Source organism: Bacteroides sp. CACC 737 (genome assembly GCF_013874375.1).
Lineage (GTDB): Bacteria > Bacteroidota > Bacteroidia > Bacteroidales > Bacteroidaceae > Bacteroides > Bacteroides uniformis.
Genome location: NZ_CP059408.1, coordinates 3,944,617 through 3,966,826 on the forward strand (window position 1 = coordinate 3,944,617; position 22,210 = coordinate 3,966,826).

At 48.4% G+C, this 22,210-nt stretch carries 12 protein-coding genes; 4 read left to right on the forward strand and 8 right to left on the reverse strand.

Going from position 1 to position 22,210, the window contains the following annotated elements:
- Positions 1-20 precede the first annotated feature (20 nt).
- The 3 genes from H1A11_RS16375 to H1A11_RS16385 all read right to left on the reverse strand — a co-directional run bounded on the left by H1A11_RS16375 (position 21) and on the right by H1A11_RS16385 (position 9,118).
- Positions 21-3,164, reverse strand: coding sequence for a TonB-dependent receptor (locus H1A11_RS16375; RefSeq protein WP_226791316.1), 3,144 nt, complete (start codon positions 3,162-3,164; stop codon positions 21-23).
- A gap of 191 nt (positions 3,165-3,355) precedes the next feature.
- A complete protein-coding gene (locus H1A11_RS16380; RefSeq protein ID WP_138345175.1) occupies positions 3,356-4,915 on the reverse strand; it encodes an arylsulfatase in 1,560 nt (519 codons plus the stop codon).
- Positions 4,916-5,044: 129 nt separating this feature from the next.
- Positions 5,045-9,118 carry a hybrid sensor histidine kinase/response regulator transcription factor gene (locus H1A11_RS16385; RefSeq protein WP_138345173.1) on the reverse strand — a complete coding sequence of 1,358 codons (4,074 nt, stop codon included), beginning with the start codon at positions 9,116-9,118 and terminating at the stop codon, positions 5,045-5,047.
- Positions 9,119-9,307: 189 nt separating this feature from the next.
- Between H1A11_RS16385 and H1A11_RS16390 the strand changes: the two genes are divergently transcribed.
- Entirely contained in the window at positions 9,308-10,390 is a 1,083-nt protein-coding gene (locus H1A11_RS16390; protein ID WP_181757462.1) for a phosphotransferase enzyme family protein, read from the forward strand.
- Entirely contained in the window at positions 10,381-11,115 is a 735-nt protein-coding gene (locus tag H1A11_RS16395) for a carbohydrate-binding family 9-like protein (RefSeq protein WP_117599835.1), read from the forward strand. Before H1A11_RS16390 ends, H1A11_RS16395 begins: the two co-directional genes overlap by 10 nt.
- A 562-nt stretch (positions 11,116-11,677) precedes the next feature.
- On the opposite strand, the gene lpxA is transcribed toward H1A11_RS16395, so the two are convergent.
- The 4 genes from lpxA to H1A11_RS16415 form a co-directional block, all read right to left on the reverse strand.
- Positions 11,678-12,445 (reverse strand): acyl-ACP--UDP-N-acetylglucosamine O-acyltransferase, encoded by a 768-nt coding sequence (gene lpxA / locus H1A11_RS16400; protein ID WP_117599834.1) that lies wholly within the window; start codon positions 12,443-12,445, stop codon positions 11,678-11,680.
- A 99-nt stretch (positions 12,446-12,544) separates the two neighbouring features.
- Positions 12,545-13,930, reverse strand: coding sequence for a TolC family protein (locus H1A11_RS16405; protein WP_117599833.1), 1,386 nt, complete (start codon positions 13,928-13,930; stop codon positions 12,545-12,547).
- Between the two features lie 19 nt (positions 13,931-13,949).
- Positions 13,950-17,369: an efflux RND transporter permease subunit gene (locus H1A11_RS16410; protein ID WP_117599832.1), complete on the reverse strand. Its 3,420-nt coding sequence runs from the start codon at positions 17,367-17,369 to the stop codon at positions 13,950-13,952.
- A gap of 90 nt (positions 17,370-17,459) precedes the next feature.
- Positions 17,460-18,635, reverse strand: a complete 1,176-nt coding sequence (locus H1A11_RS16415; protein WP_117599831.1) for an efflux RND transporter periplasmic adaptor subunit — start codon at positions 18,633-18,635, stop codon at positions 17,460-17,462.
- 307 nt (positions 18,636-18,942) lie between these two features.
- Here H1A11_RS16415 and H1A11_RS16420 point away from each other — a divergent pair, with 307 nt between their 5' ends.
- Together H1A11_RS16420 and H1A11_RS16425 are read left to right on the forward strand one after the other, a co-directional pair.
- The gene (locus H1A11_RS16420; RefSeq protein WP_117599830.1) at positions 18,943-20,898 is read left to right on the forward strand and encodes an Ig-like domain-containing protein; all 1,956 of its coding nucleotides are present in this window, start codon (positions 18,943-18,945) and stop codon (positions 20,896-20,898) included.
- Positions 20,813-21,727: a DUF3108 domain-containing protein gene (locus tag H1A11_RS16425; protein ID WP_174646490.1), complete on the forward strand. Its 915-nt coding sequence runs from the start codon at positions 20,813-20,815 to the stop codon at positions 21,725-21,727. Before H1A11_RS16420 ends, H1A11_RS16425 begins: the two co-directional genes overlap by 86 nt.
- On the opposite strand, the gene H1A11_RS16430 is transcribed toward H1A11_RS16425, so the two are convergent.
- Positions 21,672-22,115, reverse strand: a complete 444-nt coding sequence (locus tag H1A11_RS16430; RefSeq protein ID WP_005826009.1) for a PaaI family thioesterase — start codon at positions 22,113-22,115, stop codon at positions 21,672-21,674. The genes H1A11_RS16425 and H1A11_RS16430 overlap by 56 nt on opposite strands.
- Positions 22,116-22,210: the final 95 nt, after the last annotated feature.

The following is a 22,210-nucleotide window of genomic DNA, read 5'->3' on the forward strand; positions in this document are numbered from 1 at the left end:
ATTTCAGTGCTTTAATGGGATTAGAAACCTAAATTGATACCGAAACTTACGGAGAGTGCACGTGGGTAAGACGAGAAGTCGAGTCCCGGAGTCAGACCTCCGCTACGGATAGATACTTCAGGGTCGTACCCGGAGTATCCGGTGATGGTCCAAAGATTTTGTGCAGCTACATAAAGGCGTGCATTATCAATCTTATACTTCTTCAGGAAAGTTTTTGGTACGGTATAGCCCAATGTTACGGTTTTCAGTCGCAGGAATGAGGCATCTTCTACTACACGTGAAGAAATCACGAGGTTAGAACTTGAGTTGGTGGCTGCCGGAATATCACTGTTCGGGTTTTCCGGTGTCCAGCGGTTGGTATAGCTGGCATATTGGTTCAGCTCACGTTTCTTTTGGAAACCGCTATCGAAGAACAGACGGTTGGCATTCAGAACGTCATTGCCATAGCTCCATTGGAAAAATACGCTTAAGTCAAAGCCTTTATATTCGAAGTTGTTGGTGAAACCTCCGGTATGGATGGGCAGACCGCGTCCTATCATGGTACGGTCGTTAGTGTCGATGATGCCGTCACCGTTCAAGTCTTTGTACTTTGGCATACCGGGCTGTGTATTGCTTTCGCTCACGTAGTGGGGAATGTTACCTTTCAGCGTATAACTGCTACCGCTTTTGTCAAAGTCATCGTACTTGTAAGTGCCTTCGTAGATATAGCCGTAAATCATACCCATCGGTTGGCCTATCTTGGCAATGTAGTTGGGCTGGCTGTTAAAGTTCTGGTCAAAAGTGGCAGTGCTCAATAAACTGGTTTGGTTTTCAGCGAGTTCCAACACTTTGTTCTTGTTAAAGGAGATATTGAAGTTGCTGCTCCATTTGAAGTCTTTATTGTCTATATTCACTGTGTTCAAAGTCAATTCAATACCGTCATTGCGCACCTTACCGATGTTTTTCATGGCTGTCAGATAACCCGAAGAGTAAGGAAGAGTGGCATCCAGCAACAAGTCGCGCGTAGTTTTGCGATAGAGGTCGGCAGTAAAGCTGATACGTTCGTCAAAGAATCCCAGGTCAAGACCCAAGTTCCACTGTTCGGTGGTTTCCCATTTTAAGTCCTCATTGGGTAGAGAGATGGGGGCTACACCGACGTTGGCGTTATTGCCGTCAAAAGGATATACTGTGTTATTCATGCTGGTAGTGGCATGGCTTTTAATCATGTCCAGCAAGGCAAGGTAGTCGTATTCACCGATACGGTTGTTACCCGTAAGCCCCCAGCTCAGGCGAAGCTTACCACTTGAAAGCCATTTCTTGTAGTCCTTCATGAATTCTTCTTCGGAGAAGCTCCATGCCAGTGAGCCTGAGGGGAAGTAGCCGTAACGGTTTTTCTTACTGAATTTAGAGGAACCGTCGGCACGGAATGAAGCAGTGGCATAATATTTGGATTTATAGTTGTAGTTCACACGTCCCAGATAAGACAGCATAGACCAGGAAGACAACGTGGAAGTACTCTTGTCAAAAGTACCTTGGCTCATGCCTGCCATACCTAGTGATTCGTTGGGAATCTGCTTCATGCGTAATGAGTAATATTCATAGTCAGAGTTCTGTAATGTCACACCGAGCAATGCATTCAGGAAGTGCTTGCTTTTGAAGTTAGTCTGATAGGTCAAGATGTTTTCATTCAACCACGTCAAACGTTGCTGGCGCACTACTTCTGCATTCACTTTGTCGGTAGATGTAGGACCACCGTAACGGGTCTTGGAATTGTTGAAGGTATCTGAATGGCGGTTGTCATAAGTCCATCCACCGGACACTTTCAGTTTCAGCCCCTTGATAAACTCATATTCTACGTAGCCATTTAGCTGAAGATTGTTGACGTAGTACTTGCGGTAAGCGTTCTTCAGGTCGGCGATGGGGTTGAAACGGTAGTCGTTCGATGCATCTATGTCATCGTCCACAAGATCATTCAGCAGAGAGTCAAGAGACTTACCGGGGTAGTTAACCGGACGATACCCCCATACACTATAGAAGAGGTTATTCATGCCGGAGTAAGAACTTGAAGAAGGAGATGAGCCACTCTGGATGGAACGAGAGAAGTTGGAATTGAAGTTTATGGTCAGCTTACCGCGTTTTACCAAAGTATTCAGACGGCTTTGCAGACGCTCGTAATTGGAGTTGAGCAGGATACCATCTTGGTCGTAATAAGAAAGGGATGCATTGTAGCGTATACCTTCCGAACCGCCGGACAGACGAACATTATGGTTTTGCTGCCATGCAGTGCGGAAAATTTCGTCTTGATAGTTGTTTTGGGCAATGCCTTGGTAGTCGTCCAGCGTCCATTGATGTCCCTCGTATAGCGGAAGGTATTTTTCAGTGGCACGGGTAGGATCTACTTCGAGTTGTAGTTTCACGTAATCATAAGCATCCATCATGTCCAGCTTTTTAGTAACGGTGGAGATACCGAAGCTGCCGTCATAGCTGAGTTGTGGTTTACCTACTTTTCCCTGCTTGGTGGTGATGATAATGACACCGTTGGCACCACGCGCACCATAGATGGCTGTAGCCGATGCATCTTTCAATACATCAGTCGATTCGATGTCGTTTGGGTTGATAGCAGCTGCTACGCGTGCATCTTCCACTGGGAAACCATCGATGATATAAAGTGGGGTATTGTCTTGTGTTAGCGAGTTGTTACCGCGGATGGTGATGGTCATCGTACCGCCAGGCATACCTTCACCTGAGCTTACGTTTACACCAGCGATACGGCCGCCCAATGTCTGGTCGAAAGACGCAGAAGGAGTCTTGAGCAAGTCGCTCATGTTGACTTTGGATACAGAACCGGTCAAGTCTTTCTTACGAACTTCCTGGTATCCCACAACAACCACCTCATCCAATGCCTGGGCATCTTCTTCCAATGTGATATTGAATGTCTGCTGCTCACCTACTTTGATGTCTTGGGTCTTGTATCCAATAAAAGAAAATTGAAGGATATCGGAGGATTTTACGTTACCCAATGTGAACTTTCCTTCCAGGTCAGTAGTAGTTCCGTTGGTGGTTCCTTTCACAACAACGCTGACACCGGGTAATTCTCCCATGGCGTCAACAACTTTACCGCTTACTTGGCCTCCAGTCTGTGCGTGTATACCGAGTACACAGCAAAAGAGCATTGCAAGTAGCATAAAGGTTACTTTCTGTTTCATAAATATTAATTTAATTAGTTATTAATAAAGGCTGTTTCTTCGTTTTGTACTCACTTTAGAGTTGAATCACATCGCAAATGTAGGAGATGGAATATACAAATGCCTTAGTTAATAGTTCGCAAAAAGTACGAATTCGTACAAAACTTGCGAGCAACCACACTCTTGTACTTTTATCTCCTTTCGCTTTGATTCTTTGCTTCCTTCACCTCTTTCAGTAGGATGGAGAGGGCTTTTACCTTGTCCGGATGAGCTTCTGCCACATTGTCTTTTTCGGACGGATCGATGGAAAGATTGTACAGTTGAGGCTGTGGGGCGTTTCCCATTTCTGTTTTCGTCCAGTACTCCAGTGCCGGTTTGTTGCTGGGCTCTATGTATTTCCAGTCTCCCTGGATAATGGAGAGTGTATTGTCCAGATTCTGTTGTACAATATAGTCACATCCGGCAGTATCGGTTCCCAGGAAGTTGCTGAGCTGGTCGCGGCTGTCGGGAGCGATGCCTGCTTCCAGCGGATGGTTCAGCAGGGCGGCGAATGAAGCGTATACATCAATCATGGAGAAGAGGGCTTGTTGTTTGCCGGGCTTGATGCCATTGGGCCAGCGTACAATGAAGGGAATGCGGGTACCGGCATCGAAAGCGCTGTACTTCCCACCGCGGTAGTGCTTCATGGGAGTATGGCCATTCAGCAGTTCGTGTGCCTGGTCCTGATAGCCGTCGTCTATGACGGGACCGTTGTCACTGCAGAATACAAAAATAGTGTTGTCGGCAATGCCGAGGCTGTCCAGGGTGTGCATGATTTCACCCACAGTCCAGTCCAGCTGGAGGATGACGTCGCCACGTACGCCCAAACCGCTCTTGCCGGCGAAACGTGGATGTGGCACGCGGGGAACATGTACATCTTGCGTACCCATATAAAGGAAGAAAGGTTCGTCTTTATGGGCTGTGATGAAGTTCTTGGCCTTGTCTGTAATCACGTCGGCAATGTCTTCGTCTGTCCAAAGGGCGGATTTACCGCCGGTCATCCAGCCGATGCGGGGGATGCCGTTGATGATGGTGTTATTGTGCCCTTGGCTGGGTTTCATCTTGACGAGTTCGGGGTTTTCGAGACCGGTGGGCCAGTCACCGACCTTGTGGTCGTAGCTCACCGTGATAGGGTCGTTGGGGTCGAGGCCCACTACATGTCCGTTCTCTACAAAGACGCAGGGAACGCGGTCGACGGTAGCGGGGATGATGTATTCATAGTCAAAGCCGATGTCTTGGGTGTTCGGTTTGATGGAGTGGTTGAAGTCTGTACCGCCTTTAGGACCCAGGCCGAGGTGCCACTTGCCCACTGCTGCAGTGGCGTAGCCTTCTTCCTTGAACATATCGGCCATAGTGACGCAGGCGGTATCGATGATGAGTTCGGAATTGCCCGGAGCAATGCCGGTATTCTTCTGTCGCCAGGGATACATGCCTGTCAGCAGGCCGAAGCGGGAAGGGGTGCTGGTGGAAGAAGTGGCATAAGCGTTGGTAAACTGCATGCCTTGTCCGGCAAGGCGGTCGATGTTGGGAGTGCTTACTTTGGTGGCACCGTAACAGCTCAGGTCGCCGATACCCAGGTCATCAGCAATCAGATATACTACATTGGGCTTCTGCGGCGAGTGCTCCGAAGTCTTGTCTTTAGGTTGGCTTCCGCATCCCGCTATCAGGGCTGCACCGGGAATCAGAGACCACAAGGGGGAAAAATGCTTCATAGTTCTTTGACTTTAGATTGTAATTCTGAGGTCAAAGGTAAGAGGTTTTGTGGAATCGGGTGTATGAGGAAGTACAAGGGAAGGGAGAAAAAGTACAAACCGTATCATGCGATGGCTTGATGTACAATATTAAGATGTCTCTTCACTGTCTTCCGTACTTTCCTCTCCTCCATTCTCTCCTTTGCGGTAGGCCAGCGGGCTGACATGGTAAATGTCCTTGAAGCATTTGGAGAAATAGCGTGAAGAACTGAAACCTATCCGGTCCGCAATTTCAGTGATATTCAGTTCCGGATTGTTGCGCAGCATCAGAGCGCCTTTCTTCAGGCGGATGGTCAGGATAAAGTCATTCGGAGTCTGTCCGGTGATAGCCTTCAGCTTGGTGAACAGATTGGTGCGTGCCATTGCCATTTCACGGGCAAAGACGTTGACGTTGAACTCCGTATCGTCCAGATGTTGCTCGATGACTGTCATGGCGCGGTCCAGAATCTCTTTGTCTATGGGGTTGGTGGCAAGCATCTGTACAAAGGCTTGCGGTTGCTTGCTGAATTTCTCCTGCAGAAGGATGCGCGAGTTTACGAGGTTGTTGCAACGAGAAATCAATAGATTGGTGTTGAATGGCTTGGTGATATAGTCGTCCGCACCGATGCGCAGTCCCTCGATATTCTGTTCGATGGCAGTACGTGCCGTGAGCAGTACCACGGGAATGTGGCAGGTGTTGAAGTCACTCTTTATCTGTTTGCACAGTTCCGTTCCCGACATGTTGGGCATCACTACATCGCTGACTACGATATTGGGCATTTCGCTACGCACCAGTGTAAGTCCTTCCGCTCCGTCGGCCGCAGTCAGTACTTCGTAGAACGGCTTGAAGATACCTGCCAGCATGTCGCGGATGGAGTCGTTGTCTTCCACTATCAGGATTTTTGCATCCGGGAGCCGTTTGATGGGAGCATTCTCTTCCAGCTCTGCCTTGAGCAAGGCATCGTTTTCCGGTTTGGGAATTTCTATTTGTTGCACACTGTCTGCATTCTTATTTATTTGCTCTTCGTCAAACTGTGCGTTCCCCAATTGCAGGTTTACGATGAAGCTGCTGCCTTTGCCCAGTTCGCTTTCCACACGGATGGTGCCGTGATGGAGCTCCACGATACCCTTTGTCAATGCCAGGCCGATACCCGTACCCGTCTTGCTTGCATCCGTAGAGTCCATTGGGTCTATCTGGTAGAAGCGGTCGAATATCTTGTCCACTTCCCGGGCATCTATGCCGCTGCCGGTATCGGTCACACGGATGACGGCATTGCTGCCTTCGGTCTTGATGCTGAGGGTGATGCTGTCTTCCGCCTTGGTATGCTTGACGGCGTTGGACAGCAGGTTGTTTATCACTTTCTGCATCTGTTTTTGGTCATACCACACTTCGAGGCTGTCTGTTTCCTTTTCGAAGTAGAGGCTGATTTGTTTGGCGCTGGCATATTCCAGGAAAAGCAGATAGTTTTCGTATAGGAAGTTCACGATGTTGTGTGGGCTTACCTTTATCTTCATGTGCCCTTGTTCCTGCTTGCGGAAGTCGAGCAGCTCGGTGATGAGTTCCCGTAGCTGTATGCTGTTCTTGTAGATGCCCAACACCTTGTTATATATGGCAGGCGTGAAGTTCTGGAGTTGCATCAGCGTTTCCACTTGTGCCACGATGAGCGTCAGCGGGGTGCGGAATTCATGGGAAATGTTGGTGAAGAAACGTAGCTTTGACTGGTTCAAGGCCTCTACGTCACGGATGTGCTTCTGTTCGTACTTCAGTGATTCACGCAACTTGATTCTCGACTTGTAGGTACGCACCAGATACCAGAGCAGGATTCCCGTCACTATCAGGTAGATAAGATAGGCAAGGGGAGTCTTGTAGTAGGGAGGCAACACGTGTATGGTCAGGTGGACTTGCGGACAAAGGCTCTCGTCTTTTCCGTTGGGCTTTATAATCAAGTTATAGGTTCCTGCGTTTAGGTTGGTATAAGTGATGTTGTGTAGTCCACGAGTGCTGTTCCAATCGTTGGAGAAGCCTTCCAGTTTATAGATGATGTCGTCTTTGTTGGCGGCTACATAGTTTGAAGTGGCGAACTCTATGCTGAACATGGACTGGTCAGCGTTGAGCGTAATCTCGGGGGTGCAGTACAAGGCTTGCTGCAGGATACCGGTCTCATCTCCCACTTGTATTTCCGTTCCGTTCACAATGAGGCGGGAGAGGATGATTTTGTAGGGTTTCGGCGTGAAGTTCAACTCCATTTCATGGAAGGAAATCATTCCCTGCGTGCCTCCCAGGAATATTTCTCCGTCACGGGTCACGCAAAGGGCATTCTCATTGACGGCAGTCATTGGGAAACCGTTTTCGGCACTGTAGTTCAGGAATACCTTCTGCCGGTAGTCGAAGATGGAGAAGCCTTCGTTGGTGATGAGCAGCAGTTTGCCGCTGGTGGGGGATTCCTGCGTCTCGTAGATGCAGTCGCTGGAAAGACCGTTCTTCGCTTGGTCAAAGTTCTCGAAGTCGTTGCTGGCAGGGCGGTATAAGTCCAGTCCGCTGCCCGAAGTGGCGAACCACAGATTGCCTTTGCTGTCTTGGGTAATGTTGTTTACATTGTTGTTGCTGATGCTGTGTGGGTTGGCAGTATCATGGCGGTAGTTGGTCAGTTTGCCGGTATCGAAACGGTAGCTGAACACACCTTCGCCCGTGGCTGCAATCCAGAGCGTACCGTTGCTGTCGAAAGTGATGTCTGCCACCATCTTGATTCTTTTGCCTTCTTTGCTGTCCTGGAACAGTTGTTGGCATTTCCCGTTGGCAGGGTCGAAGAGGCAGATTCCGTTTTGGGTGGCCACTACCAGCTGGTGCTGATAAGGCACGATGTCGCGGATGATGTCGGAAGGCAGGGTTTCCGGATTGTCTGCTTCCATGCGGTAGTGTGTGAATCGGCCTGAGTGTATGTCCAGTCTGTTCAGTCCGCCCAGATGGGTTCCTATCCAGATGATGTCTTTGGAGGCATCATAATAGAGAGCCTTGATGTTGTTATGGGAAATGCTGTTGGGACCGCTTCCCGGGCGGAACCATTTGAATTCACGGGTACGGCGGTTGTAATAGTTCAGTCCGCCCCCTTCGGTGCCAATCCACAGATTGCCGTTCTTGTCTTCGATGGTGCGGCCTACAACCGGATTGCTCAGTCCTTTCTTTTCGATGGGCGAATACATATAGCGGCTGTATATCTCGTACTCGGGGTTGAAATAGTTGACACCGCCAAAGTAGGTCCCCAGCCACAGCGTTCCTTGGTTGTCCTTTACGATGCACCAGATGGAAGAGTGTGTCAGTCCGTCGCTCTGGGCATCACTGGCAGTGTGGTTCTGGAAGAGTCCCGTACTTTTGTCATACCGGTTCAGACCGTTGAAGGTTCCAATCCAGATGTTTCCCAGATTGTCTTCACAGCAGGCTCGCACGAAGTTGGAAGAGATGCTGTAAGGGTTCTTTGCGTCGTATTCAAAGATTTCGATGGTTCCGTCGGTTTTTACATGGTGCAGCCCTTCTTTCCAGCTGCCAATCCATAACTCGCCTTCGCTGTCTTGGTATATGCTGGTGATGTTGCCTTTCAGGATGGGGTGGGTCAGCTCGTTCTTGTCCAGTTGCAGGCGGTATGCTCCGTTGGTGGTCGTTCCAATCCACATTTGTCCTTTGTCCAGATGCATACAGCAGATTTCCAGACTTTTTCCGGGAAGCTGGTAATAAAGGTCAAAGTTTCCGGTCTGCTCGTTATAGCGGTAGATTTCATTCTGTTTTCCGATGAAAAGGGCCTCTTTGTAATATATGCTGTGCACATTTCCTTGCAGCAGGGTGGTGAATCTTTGGGTGGCGAAATTGAACTCGGCTACTCCTTCCGTACAGAGCAGGTAGATTTTTCCGTTACGGTTGCCGGCCATGCGTAGCACGGTGTTGCAGAAAAGGCTGTAAGGGTTGTTCTTCTGCAGCTTGTAAGTTTGTATGTCTTCTCCGTCATAACGGTTCAAGCCTTCTCGGGTTCCAATCCATAAAACACCGTTTTCATCGATGTAAAGACTGTTCACGGAGAATTGTGACAGACCGTCGTCGGTCGTCAGATGGTTGAAGGTGATGTTCTGCGCCTGCAGGGTTGCAGCAATCATGCTTACTGAAACAAGAAGCAGCCGGATGATAAACGTTCGCACTTTTCGGGTAGTTTTTAAGGTTTCAGTTACAAATATAGGTATATTTTGTACAAGACTTCTTATTTATTAGGCGGTTTTTGTGGTTATGTTTGGATAAATGTATAATTTTGGAAGCGCGCCGAACGATACTTGCCTTTTGGTATAAGGCTATCAGCGTATCTTTGTAAACAAATTAATTCATTTATTATCATGAAAGACCTTTTATCTATTGTATCTCATTTTCAAATGCAGGGTACAGTTCGTGAAATCAAGCCTTTAGGCTCAGGCCTGATTAACGATACGTACAAAGTGACCACCGCTGAGGCCGGTGCGCCGGACTATGTTCTGCAACGTATCAATCATGCCATTTTTCAGAATGTAGAGATGTTACAGTCCAATATCGAGGCTGTGACCAGGCATATCCGTAAGAAACTGGAAGAGAAAAGAGAGGCCGATGTCGAGCGCAAAGTACTTCATTTCATCCCCACGGCCGAAGGGAAAACCTATTGGTATGACGGTGAGAACTACTGGCGTATCATGACTTTTATTCCTCGTGCCAAGACTTACGAGACGGTAAATCCGGAATATTCCTATTATGCGGGAGCTGCCTTCGGTAATTTCCAGGCTATGCTTGCCGACATTCCAGATACATTGGGCGAGACAATTCCCGATTTCCACAACATGGAGTTCCGCTTGAAGCAACTCCGTGACGCTGTGGCTGCCGATGCGGCGGGACGTGTGCAGGAGGTGCAGTATTTTCTGGATGAGATAGAAAAACGTGCTGATGAAATGTGTAAGGCAGAACGCTTGTACCGTGAAGGCAAACTGCCCAAACGGGTATGCCACTGTGATACGAAAGTAAACAACATGATGTTCGACGAAGACGGTACGGTGCTTTGTGTCATCGACCTGGATACGGTGATGCCCAGCTTCATCTTCTCCGATTATGGCGATTTCCTTCGCTCAGGTGCCAACACGGGGTTGGAAGATGACAAGAATCTGGATAATGTGAACTTCAATATGGAAATATTCCAGGCATTTACCAAGGGTTATCTGGAATCGGGCAAATCCTTCTTGTTGCCGATAGAGATTGAGAATCTGCCTTATGCGGCTGCCTTGTTCCCATACATGCAGTGCGTACGCTTCCTGGCAGATTATATCAACGGTGATACTTATTATAAAATCCAGTATCCGGAGCACAATCTTGTTCGTACCAAGGCTCAGTTCAAACTGTTGCAGAGCGTGGAGGAACATACATCGGAGATGAAAAAGTTCATTGACTCATGTATCTGAAAAAGTATCTGATGACGATAGCAGCAGCTCTTTGCATGCTGCCGTTGTCTGCAATTAATCCCCAAAATAGTAAAATGAAAGAATTGAATGTAAAGAAAGTAAGTGTGGCCAATATACCGGTAGAGTCGGTTCCGGCTCTTCTGGATGAAGAGAAAGTGGCGTTTCAGCCCGTAAATACAGTGAATTGGGCTGCTTTTCCTTATGCTCCCAGTGTGGAGTTCCGCATAGCGCATACGGAAGATGCCATTCTGCTGCATTTCAAGGTAAGGGAAGCGAGTGTACGCGCAGTGGCAGGACACGATAACGGTCCGGTCTGGGAAGATGCGTGTGTAGAGTTCTTCTCTGTGCCTGCCGGTGACGGAGTGTACTACAATATGGAGTGTAATTGTGCCGGAACGCTGCTTATCGGGGCAGGTGCCGGACGTGGAAACCGCCAGCATGCCCCGCAAGAGGTGCTCGATAAAGTGCAGCGTTGGGCTTCTTTGGGACGTGAGGCTTTCGACGAAAGAGTAGGTGAGTGTGCCTGGGAAGTGGCTCTGGTCATCCCTTATTCCGCTTTCTTCCTGCATGACATCACTTCGTTGGATGGAAAGACGCTCCGTGCCAATTTTTATAAATGCGGCGATAAGCTCCAGACTCCCCATTTCCTTTCATGGAATCCGATAGGTCTGGAGAAGCCGAACTTCCATTGTCCGGAGTTTTTCGGCACCCTGCATTTCGAGTAGTAGTAGAACAAAAAGTTACTCAACCTGCCCTCACCACTATCACTGTTTTCCTGAAACTCCCTATTCGTCGCCCTTCCAGGGGTGAGTGAGGGCAAATAAAAAGGGTGAGGGCAAATTTTACCCTCACCCTTCCGGGCGTACCCGGTTGCTTCCTGCTTCTTTCCCCGTCTTTTATAGGACAAGACAAACCATTGTCTACAGAAACAGTATAATAAATACCCTTTATATACTTAATCCGTTAGTTCACAACACTGAACACTTTGTTCCAGCATAGAGAACACTTTGTTTCAGTATAGAAAAACACTTTGTTTTCATATAATGGAACGAACTGTTTTGTTAAGGGAAACAAAGTGTTCTCTATAAGGAAACAAAATGTTTAGTTAAAGGAAACAGTTTGTTTTACTTAGCATACTGCTTGGAATGAATGTGCATTAAAAAAGGATAAAGACTATGCAGGAACTATTGTAGAGGTATATAGAAAATGGCACGAACTACGCAGACTTGCAGAAAAGAATCTGTCCATCCATGATTGTCTGCGTGATTCGTGCCCGAAGAAGGGTGTTTACTTCACGATTCCTTTGGAATTCTTGATGAAGTTGATGATATTGTGTATCTCGTCACTCATCGGTACTTGGTCTTCAATCTTCTGCAAGGCATCCTGCACGCTGAAGTTTCCCTGGTATACCAGACGGTAGGCATTTACGATATGGCGCAATACACGTTCACTCACCTGGTGTTTGTGTTGAAGCACAGCAGCGTTGATACCGTGGTATTCCGCCGGATTACCGTTCATGATGATATAGGGCGGCACATCCTTTGATATGCGGCAGCCAGCTTGAATCAGTACCCAACTTCCAATGTGGCAGTATTGGTGCAGAATGACGTTGCTGCTCAGAATGGTGCAGTCGTCTATCTGACATTCTCCGGCTACGGTAGTCTTGATACCCAGTACACAATGGTTGCCTATCTGCACGTCGTGGCAGAGGTGTACACCATCCATCAGGTAGTTTTCATTGCCGATACGGGTAGCGCTTTCTGCATGGGTGGCACGGCTGACAACCACGTTCTCGCGGATGTCGTTATTATCACCGATAATCAGCATGCTGTTCTCTCCCGTATAATGGAAGTCTTGCGGTTCGGCACCCAGAACGGCATTGTGATGTACCTTGTTCCCTTTTCCCATGCGGGTACCGTGCAGAATTTTTGCACCCGACATAATAATACAGTCATCACCGATTTCCACGTTCCCTTCGATAAATGCAAAGGGCTGGATGGTCACATTCTTGCCGATTTTTGCGGCAGAATCTACATAAGCTAACGGACTTATCATAGTAATTAGCGATTAATGATTAATGATTAGTGATAAATGGTCAGTGATTAGGATTTACTATTTCATTAATCGCTAATCACTAATCACTTATCGCTCATTTTATTCTCTTCCTCCTCCAAGCGCTTGATACAGGCTGATGACTGCCTGCATGCTGCTGAAGGTGTCGGATACTTCTGCAAGCTGTGCGCTGAGGTAAGACTGCTCGGCAGACAAGACTTCCAGATAGGTCGACGTGCCTAAGTTAAACAATTCTTTTGTATCTGAGGCAGCTTGGCGGGCAGAATTTACTTGAATAGTGCGTGAAACGGCTTTGTTCTTCTCCATTTGATACAGGTGCAGGGCGTTGCTCACTTCATTTCCGGCATTCAGCAGGGCGGTTTGGAACTGAATCTTAGCCTGCTCCTCTTGTGCCTTGGCTTGTTTCAGACGGGCAATGTTGGCACCGCGATAGAACAAGGGTTGCGTCAGCGAACCGATGGCAGAAGCCAGCAGTTTGCCCGGGTTGACGATACCTGCACCGGAGTTATTGGTCCAGCCTCCCGAACCGCTCAATGTAATCTGCGGGTAGAAGGCGGCACGGGCGCTATTGGTGTTATAGTAGTTGGCAGCCAGTGACATCTCGGCAGCTTTCACGTCCGGACGGTTGGATAGCAACTGCAAGGGGATACCTACTGAAAATTCCGTAGGAAGCTGTTGATCTTCCAGTACACCGCGTGCGATGCTCTGTGCCGGTTGGTGCAACATCAGGCAGAGAGCGTTTTCGGTTTCGCGTATGCTCTGGCGTATGTCGGGCAGTGATGCCATGACTTGAGCGTAGGCGGTGCGGCTCTGCTCTACGGCAGCAGAAGTGGTTCCGTAGATGCCTGCATCTTTCATGGCTTGCACGGTCTCCAAGTTCTTTTTCAGAATCTCGACGGTGCCTTCGGTGATTTGCAGTTGGCGGTCCAGCATCAGCAGGGTGTAGTACATGTTGGCTACACCGGCGATGACTTGCGTCTGAACGGCTTGTTCGTAGAATTGCGTCTGCTTCAAGCTAACCTTTGCTTGTCGCTTCGGGTTCAGCAATTGACCGAAGAGGTCGATTTGCCAGCTTGCGGTAACGGGCAGGGAGTAGATTTGTGTAGCCTTTCCCTTGTCCCAGCTGCTGACGGTTCCTTGCGGAGACAAGGCAAGCGTCGGAGCATAGGCAAGACGGGCAGACATCAGTGCGGCTTGTGCTTGTTTCACGTTCAAGGCGGCACTGCGCAGGTCACCGTTGTTGGTGAGTGCTTGCTCGATAAGTGTCTGCAGCTGCGGGTCTGTGAACACTTCTCTCCAAGGCAGATTACCGAAGTTGGCTGTATCTGCGGCTAATGTATCGTTCACGGACGCCGTGTCGCGATACAGTCCGGCAGTTGTTATGTCTTCGGGTCTGTCGTATGATTTGTAGATGTGGCAACTGCTCAATAAAGCAGTTGCGCACATCAGGCATATTATTTTCTTCATAATCGCTAATCGTTAATCACTATTTTGTATATTGTTCAATCTCAGGTTCTGCATCCGAGTTGTCCACATCTTCCCATTCCATCGGTTTGAATTTCTCCTGCAAGTACTGGAATGCCACGAACAGTGCGGGCACTATGAAGATTTGCAGAATCATACCGATTAACATACCGCCGATGGCAGACGTACCCAGCGTACGGTTACCGTTGGCACCCGCACCGGAAGCAAACATCAGCGGAAGCAGGCCGACAATCATTGCCAATGACGTCATCAAGATAGGACGCAGACGGGCTGCAGCACCCAATACGGCTGCCCAGGTGATACTCATACCCATTCTGCGGCGTTCGAGGGCAAACTCTACAATCAAGATGGCATTCTTGGCCAACAGACCCATCAACATGATGAGGGCAATCTGCATATAGATGTCATTGGACATCGTGCCCAGAATCATCTTCAGTGCCGGGATACTGCCCAATGTACCTATACCGCTTACAAAAAGGAAGCTACCCAGCAGACCGAACGGCACGGACAGCAATACGGATAAAGGTAGGATGTAACTTTCGTACTGGGCACTCAGCAACAGATAAACGAATACGAAGCACAATATGAAGATGAGTCCCGTAGTGCTTCCACTCGTTTCGGCCTCTTCACGCGCCATACCTCCCAGCTCGTAACCGAAACCGGCAGGCAGGTTTTCCTGCGCCACTTCGGCAATGGCTTGCAGAGCTTGACCGGAAGTGTAGCCTGATGCGGGAGCCACCATCACTTTCATGGAGGTGTAAAGGTTGAAACGGCTGATGACGTCAGGACCATATACTTTCTTGATGGAGATGAATTGCGTGATAGGTGCCATTTCGTTGCCGTTGCGCACCTTGATGCTCTGTAGTGTTTCCATATTCTTGGTAGCGTCAGGTTCGGCTTGTACCATTACGCGGTACATCTTACCGAAGCTATTGAAGTTGGAAGCATACAAACCACCGTAATATCCCTGCAAGGTAGTCAAGATGTCATTGGGGCTGATGCCTGCTTTCTTACAAGCGGCAGCATCAATGTCCAGCTGGTATTGCGGGAAGTGGGGGTTGAAGGATGTCTTGGCAGAGTTGATTTCAGGGCGTGCTTCCAGGGCTGCGGTATAGTTGTTCACCACGTCGAAGAAGTGGTTCAAATCACCACCCGTCTTGTCCTGCATGTTCAACTCGATGTCACTTGAAGCCGAGTAACCCGGAATCATAGGTGGAGCGAAGAACAATACCTGCGCTTCCTTGATAATCTTCTGGGCACGCATGTATAATGTGGCATAGACAATGGTAGAGTTCTGCATGGTGGAGCGTTCTTCCCAGTTCTTCAGCTTGATGATGATAGAACCATAGGAAGGACCTTGTCCACCCAGAAAACTATAACCGGAAATGACGGTACGCGATTCTACTGCAGGGTCGGCAGCAACCAGACTGTCTACGCGATTCAGAACCTCTTGAGCACGTTCTTGTGAAGTGCCGGGAGGCAAAGTAACGGCACCCATAATGGTACCGGTATCTTCGTTGGGCACCATACCGGTAGGAGTAATCTGCATGAAAACACCCAGCAATACGATGGAACCGATAACCAATCCTGCCGATAGCCATCGTTTTTGGATGAAGAACAGCACTTGTTTCTTATACTTGCCCAAGATACCGTTGTATGAGTCATTGAAGGAGTGTTTGAACTTGTCGGTAGTCATGCCTGCCAACGCCAGCACACTGATGATAATCATCAAGCTGCACAGAATGGGGTGTTCGCTGAAGCTGAACAGACCGAAAATCATGCCCAGAATAGCTACCGTCACGAAGAGCAACGTGATACCTGGGCGCATCAACCGACCGAGAGAGTCGACATAACGAGCAAGCATAATCTTGCGCGCTTCCTTGGCGGCAACGCCTACACGCTCTTTCAGACTTTCGTGTCCTCCATTATGAGGTTTCAAGAAGATAGCACACAGAGCAGGACTCAGGGTCAAGGCGTTCAAAGCCGAGAAACCGATAGCAATAGCCATAGTCAAACCGAACTGACGGTAGAAAGTACCTGCTGTACCTCCCATGAAGCTCACAGGGACGAATACGGACATCATGACCAGCGTAATGGAGACGATAGCGCCGCCCAACTCACTCATGGCGTCAATGGAAGCTGTACGGGCTGATTTGTAACCCTGGTCCAGCTTGGCATGGACGCCCTCGACGACGACGATGGCATCATCGACCACAATCGCAATGGCAAGTACCATGGCCGAAAGGGTCAGCAAGTTGATACTGAAACCGATCAGCTTCAATACGAAGAAGGTGGCAATCAATGCCACGGGAATGGCGATGGCGGGAATCAACGTAGAACGCATATCCTGCAGGAAGATATACACCACGATGAACACCAGGATAAAGGCTTCGATCAATGTCTTGATTACCTCATGGATAGAGGCGAAGAGGAAGTCGTTGGCACTCTGTGCAATGTTTATCTTCAAGCCGGCAGGCAGTTTGCTGGAATAGTCGTCCAGCAGGGCCTCGATATCCGAGATGGTTTGTGTGGCATTACTGCCTGCCATCTGGAAAATGATGCAACATACGGCTTTATGTCCGTTAACCATATTGTTGAATCCATATGACAGACGACCCAGTTCCACATTTGCTACATCCTTCAGACGGAGTATTTCACCGTTTTCCAAAGCTTTGATGACAATGTTCTCGAACTCTGTAGTCTGTTGCAGACGTCCTTTATAGCGCAGGGTATATTGGTAAGTTTGGTTACCGCGCTCACCCAACTGGCCGGGAGCCGCTTCGATGTTCTGTTCGCTCAAGGCGGCAACCACATCGTTGGGGATAAGTTTGTATTGGGCCATTACATCAGGTTTCAGCCAGATACGCATGGAGTAGTCCTGTCCCAATACCATGGCATCACCCACACCGTTGACACGTTTCACCTCAGGGATAAGGTTGATGTTGGCGTAGTTTTCCAGGAACTCGATGTTGTACTGGTCTTTTTCATCATAGATGGAGAATACCATCAACATGGAAGTCTGGCGTTTACGGGTGGTTACACCGATTTTGGTAACTTCGGCAGGCAGCAAGCCTTGTGCCATGGAAACGCGGTTCTGCACGTTCACCGCTGCCATATCGGGGTCGGTACCTTGCTTGAAGTAGATGGAGATGTCGCCCGAACCGCTGTTGGTGGCGCTCGAACTCATGTACATCATATTTTCCACACCGTTAATCTGGTCCTCCAACGGAGCGATAACGGAGTTCAGCACCGTTTGGGCATTGGCACCTTGGTAAGTTGCACTTACCGATACGGTAGGGGGGGCAATGTCCGGGTATTGGGTGATAGGCAAGGTCGCCAGACCAATAACTCCTAAGATTACTATCAGGATGGAAATTACCGTTGATAGTACCGGACGGTTAATAAATCTATCTAGTTTCATTTTATTTAGTGATTAGGGGTTAGTGATTAGTGATAAGCTCGTGTGATATAATGGCGCAGCCGCTTATCATTAATCACTAACCGTTAAACATTAATTGAATGCCGTTTGAATGTTACCTTCTTTCTGGTCTTTCAAGGCCTTCTGGTATTCGGCTTCCTTTTCAGCAGGCGTAATAGGTGTGATGGATTGTCCGTCCTTCAGGTTCTGTACCCCTTCGATAACGATTTTATCGCCTGCTTTCAAACCTTCCGTCACGTAATAATACTTGCCATCGTCTAAGCTGAACACTTTGACTTCGGTATTTTTCAACGTATTGTCCGGTTGCAGAACGAAAACGAACTGCTTGTCCTGGATTTCGGTAGTGGCGGCCTGTGGAATCATGATGACATCATGCAAAGGGTTGGGGAATACCACATTGCCGGTGCTTCCGCTACGCAACACGTTGTGCTTGTTGGGGAAGAGGGCACGCATGGTTACCGAACCGGTAGTTTGATCAATGACTCCGCTGATTGTCTCCACGCGGCCACTGTCGGCATACATGGTTCCGTCGATGAGCTGCAACTGTACATCCGGCATCTTTTCCAGAATTTCCTTGATGCTGCCGCCTTCACGAATTTGTGACAAAAGTTGGCGTTCGGTCATGGAGAAATAGGCGTACATTTCGGAGATGTCGGCAACGGTAGTCAGCGGGCTGGCTACGGAAGGACTAACTAGGCTACCTACGCGGTAGGGAATGCTACCTACTACACCGTCACTGGGGCTGGTTACACTAGTGTATGACAAGTTGTTCTTGGCATTGACCAATTGGGCATTGGCTTGTGCTAGTTGCGCCTTTGTCTGTGCCAGTTGGTTTTCGGCCATTTGCAAATCGTAGTCACTGATGATGTTTTTCTTGTTCAGTTCACGTTTGTTGTTTACAGTCAGTTCTTGTGTGTTTACGGCAGCTTTGGCTGTTTCAACAGCAGCTTTGGCCGAATTTACGGCTGCCTGATACTGTACGGGGTCGATGCTGAACAACACTTGTCCTTTGCGTACTGTTGCGCCTTCGTCGACGTGCAATTTTGTGATGAAACCGCTCACCATCGGGCGAATTTCTACATCTTGTTTACCCTTGATAGTAGCAGGGTAGCTGTTTGTCAAGTTGGCAGTGGTGGTTTTTGCCTCAATCACTGCAAATTCGGGAGCTTTACCCGTTCCTTTGTCGCCTTGTCCGCAACTGCTGAGCAGTGCCAGGCAACATGCCAATAATACTAATCTACTCTTCATACTCTTTTTGTTCTCTGTATAATTTTATATTCTTCTTTTTTCGATTCTTGAAAGGCGTTTTGGTGTGCAATTCATAATTTAGAAATAAGGCAGGAAAAAGAAAACTGAATACTCCTATTCAGTTTTTCGTCTGCAAAAATATTCTTTTCTTAGTATATAAGGTGTGAAACAGTTCCTTTTTTAACTATGTTTCATACATAGATGAGAACAAAAGGACATTTTTTGATTAAAATACTGTAAAGCATACCGCTAATTGGCAGATAACCTTTATTTTTGCAGCATGTTAGAACGTAAACGCCATACTAAAATGAGGCCGCTTTTCCGCAGGTTGTTGGGGGGTGTTGCCATAGCTGCCGCACTGTATTCTTGTGCCAGTGTGGGCCGTATTGAAGGAGGACCTTATGATGAGACTCCTCCGCGTTTTATTTCCGGTACTCCCACGCCCGGTGCACTCCATCACAATAAAAATAAACTTTCCATTGAGTTCGATGAATTTATCAAGCTTGACAAGCCGAATGAGAAGATTGTAATATCCCCTCCGCAGGTGCAGCAGCCCGAAGTTAAGTCTAATGGGAAGAAGGTGGTCATCACCCTGCAGGATACATTGAAACCCAATACCACTTATACATTCGATTTTGGTGATGCCATCCAGGACAATAATGAGGGGAATCCCTTAGAGAATTTTTTCTATTCTTTCTCTACGGGCGACCGCCTCGACTCTATGGCTGTGGCCGGCACAGTGCTGAATGCGGCTAATCTTGAACCGGTGAAAGGGATGCTGGTCGGCCTGCATGCCAATCTGACCGACTCTGCTTTTACCAAACTTCCTTTTGAGCGGGTGGGGCGCACGGACAGTCGCGGACGCTTCTCTATCCGTGGAGTGGCTCCCGGCAAGTATCGCATCTATGCCTTGCAGGATGCCGACCAGAATTTTACCTATTCTCAGCCGACGGAAGTGATAGCTTTCAATGATTCCATCATCATTCCTTCCATGGAAGAACGCATGCGCCAGGATACGACCTGGATAGACTCGCTGACAGTAGATACGGTTGTAGAACGTCAATATACCCACTACCTGCCAGACGATATCCTGTTGCGTGCTTTCAAGGAGCTTTCCTTCTCGCAGCGTTTCTTGAAGGCCGAACGGTTGACTCCGGAGAAGTTTTCGCTCTATTTCACTGCTCCGGCAGACACGTTGCCTTTATTGAAAGGATTGAACTTTAATGAGGAAGATGCGTTTGTTATAGAACAGCCTACCGGCCGGAACGATACGATTCATTATTGGATAAAGGATTCCCTGCTCTATAAGCAGGATTCCCTGAAAATGAGTATCACCTATTTGTATACGGATAGCCTGAAACAACTGGTGCCCCGTACCGATACTTTGAATGTGTTGGCGAAGTTGACATACGACAAGCAGCAGAAACAGAAGCAGGAAGCGAAGGAAAAGGAACAGAAAGAGCGTGAGAAGAAAAAGAAGAAGTTGAAAGAAGGTGAGGTGGAAGAGCCCGAGCCGACGGAATTCCTGGCTGTAGATGTGTATGCCCCTTCTGCAATTGATGTATATGATTATCTTACTCTGTCGTTTACGGAACCGGTGGCAAGCATAGATACCGCCGCTTTCCATCTGAAACAGAAAGTGGACTCGTTGTGGCAGGATATCCCGTTCGACTTTATGCGCGACTCTTTGGACTTGAAGCGTTATAATCTGTTTGCCGAATGGGTACCCGGTGAAAGCTATACATTTGAAGTGGATTCTGCTGCCATACGTGGGTTGTACGGGTTGTTTTCCGATAAGATAAAGAAGGACTTCAAGGCCAAGAAGCTGGAAGAGTACGGGCAGATATTCTTTAATGTGCATGGAGCAGACTCTCTGGCTTTTGTGGAACTGCTGGACGGTCAAGACAAAGTGCTGCGCACGGTGCCGGTGGTGGATGGGAAAGCCGATTTCTATTTTCTCAATCCGGGCAAATATGGAGCGCGGCTGATAAATGATACGAATGGGAATGGCGTCTGGGACACAGGGAATTATGCCGAGAAGCGCCAGCCTGAAATGGTTTACTATTATCCGATGGTTTTGGAGCTTAAGGCAAACTTTGATTTGACGCAGGAATGGAATATTAAGGCCAAGTCTCTGGATAGGCAGAAACCGGACGAACTAAAAAAACAAAAGCCAGATGAAGACAAGAAAAAGCAAAACAGGAACAAAAATAACCGCAGTGGCAATAGCAGCCGCAATAGTGGTAGGGGCTATAGCTATTAGGCGGAAGCAATTGTTCGTTCTATTGATGGTGGGAGCAGTCTGTTTGGGAGCCTCCCAGTCTGTTCAGGCCCAATGTGCTGCAAAGAATGAAGCTTTTCAGTCGGGCGAGCACGTCATGTACGATTTATATTTCAATTGGAAGTTCATTTGGAAGAAGGTGGGGCTGGCAAGCCTCACTACCAATGCCACGACTTACCATTCCGAGCCTGCATTCCGCTTTAACTTGCTTTGTGTAGGCAGTAAAAAGACCGATTTTTTCTTCAAGATGCGCGATACGCTAACTTGTTATGTCAGCGACAAGTTGGAGCCACTCTATTTCCGCAAAGCGGCAGAGGAGGGAAGCCGCCATACGGTGGACGAGGCCTGGTTCTCCTACTCGGACGGACTGGCGAATGTAAAGCAGAGACGCACTTGGCACAATCCCGTGCGTGAAGCTCAGGAGATGGAATACAGTGATAGTCGCTGCATCTTCGATATGTTGAGCATTTTGGCGCAGGCACGCTCCTATGACCCTAAAGACTACAAGGTAGGGCAGAAGATACTCTTTCCCATGGCCACGGGGCGCAGGGTAGAAGAGCAGACGTTGATTTACCGCGGCAAGGAGGAGGTCAAGGCGAATAACGACACCATTTACCGCTGCTTGGTATTCTCTTTTGTAGAGTACAAGAAAGGTAAGGAGAAGGAGGTCATCACCTTCTTCGTATCCGATGATAAGAACCACCTTCCCATTCGCCTGGACATGTATTTGAATTTCGGTTCGGCCAAGGCATTCTTCAAGAGTGTCCGGGGCAACCGCTATCCGATGACGTCTGTGGTAAGGAAAAAGTGATGTTATCCCCTTTTCTAAATACACTGGATTCGAAAGTGGCAATCAGTTTTCCCTCCTGGTTGGTGACGTCGATCTGGTAATATCCGGTGGTGCGGCCGATGTAGCGTTCGCGCGCTTCGGCATACAGCACATCGCCCGGTCCGCTGCTGCGCAGGAAGGTGATATTGGACGAAAGAGAGAAGGCCAATGTTCCGTGGGAGTTGGCTGCTGCTGCCAGTGCCAGGTCGGCAAGGGTGAAGATGGCACCCCCTTGCGTACGGCCTCCCGCATTGAGATGCTCTGCCGTGATAACCAGGCGTGCCTTGCTGTATCCTTCCTTTATTTCTATCAGTTCTACGCCTGCATTCGTGGCGAAGCGGTCGTTCTTGAAAAACTCTTGTGCGGTCATGAGGGGTAATGATTAATGTTTAGTGATTAGTGATTAATGGGTGGAAAATATGTGCTTCCGGACGCAAAAGTAACGATTTTAGCCATTAATTGAAT

Bases quoted from the DNA above. Each gene is read 5' to 3' on its own strand.
- H1A11_RS16420 (WP_117599830.1), top strand. From the start codon at position 18,943: ATGAGGCCGCTTTTCCGCAGGTTGTTGGGGGGTGTTGCCATAGCTGCC.
- H1A11_RS16430 (WP_005826009.1), bottom strand. From the start codon at position 22,115: ATGACCGCACAAGAGTTTTTCAAGAACGACCGCTTCGCCACGAATGCA.
- H1A11_RS16390 (WP_181757462.1), top strand. From the start codon at position 9,308: ATGAAAGACCTTTTATCTATTGTATCTCATTTTCAAATGCAGGGTACA.
- H1A11_RS16395 (WP_117599835.1), top strand. From the start codon at position 10,381: ATGTATCTGAAAAAGTATCTGATGACGATAGCAGCAGCTCTTTGCATG.
- H1A11_RS16375 (WP_226791316.1), bottom strand. From the start codon at position 3,164: ATGCTACTTGCAATGCTCTTTTGCTGTGTACTCGGTATACACGCACAG.
- H1A11_RS16405 (WP_117599833.1), bottom strand. From the start codon at position 13,930: ATGAAGAAAATAATATGCCTGATGTGCGCAACTGCTTTATTGAGCAGT.
- H1A11_RS16380 (WP_138345175.1), bottom strand. From the start codon at position 4,915: ATGAAGCATTTTTCCCCCTTGTGGTCTCTGATTCCCGGTGCAGCCCTG.
- H1A11_RS16410 (WP_117599832.1), bottom strand. From the start codon at position 17,369: ATGAAACTAGATAGATTTATTAACCGTCCGGTACTATCAACGGTAATT.
- H1A11_RS16415 (WP_117599831.1), bottom strand. From the start codon at position 18,635: ATGAAGAGTAGATTAGTATTATTGGCATGTTGCCTGGCACTGCTCAGC.
- lpxA (WP_117599834.1), bottom strand. From the start codon at position 12,445: ATGATAAGTCCGTTAGCTTATGTAGATTCTGCCGCAAAAATCGGCAAG.
- H1A11_RS16425 (WP_174646490.1), top strand. From the start codon at position 20,813: ATGAAGACAAGAAAAAGCAAAACAGGAACAAAAATAACCGCAGTGGCA.